1 protein-coding gene is annotated in these 674 nt (G+C 53.9%); it reads right to left on the bottom strand.

From position 1 onward, the window contains the following. On the bottom strand, positions 1 to 674 hold a 674-nt coding region (locus tag J5224_RS33160; protein ID WP_264629148.1), incomplete at both ends, for an amino acid permease.

Here is a 674-nt window from a genome sequence, read left to right on the forward strand (position 1 = left end):
AAACATGAACAGAATGGCGGAAACCGTTGTGACCAGCGTAAACACGGTCATCACATTTGGAATCAGGTAAATCAGCACCACGCCACTCAGCAGACAGATGCAAGAGAACAGCAATCCTGTCGCAGGGACTGCGCGTTTTGACAAATGAGCGAATGCCTCAGGTGCATCGCCCTGTTTTGCCAACCCGAACAGCATCCGGCTGGTAGAGAATACGCCGCTATTGGCGGAAGAGGCTGCCGACGTCAGCACGACAAAATTGATCACGCTGGCGGCGGCTGGGAACCCGACCAGCACGAACATCTCTACGAAGGGGCTGCGATCGGCGGCAATCGCGTTCCACGGCGTAACGGACATGATCATGATCAGTGAGAAGACGTAAAACATGATGATGCGGATGGGGATGGCATTGATGGCGCGCGGTAGCACCACCTGCGGGTTTTTGGTTTCTGCGGCGGTAGTACCGACCAGTTCGATCCCTACGAATGCAAAGACCGCTATCTGGAATCCGGCAAAAAATCCGCTTATCCCTTTCGGAAACATGCCACCGTGATCCCACAGATTAGTGAAAGAGGCGACTGAACCTGATGGGGAAGGGAAGTGCATGAAGACCAACACTGCGCCGAGGATAATCAGTGCGACAATTGCCACGATCTTGACCATGGCGAACCAGAACT

This window comes from Candidatus Symbiopectobacterium sp. NZEC135, from assembly GCF_025962695.1.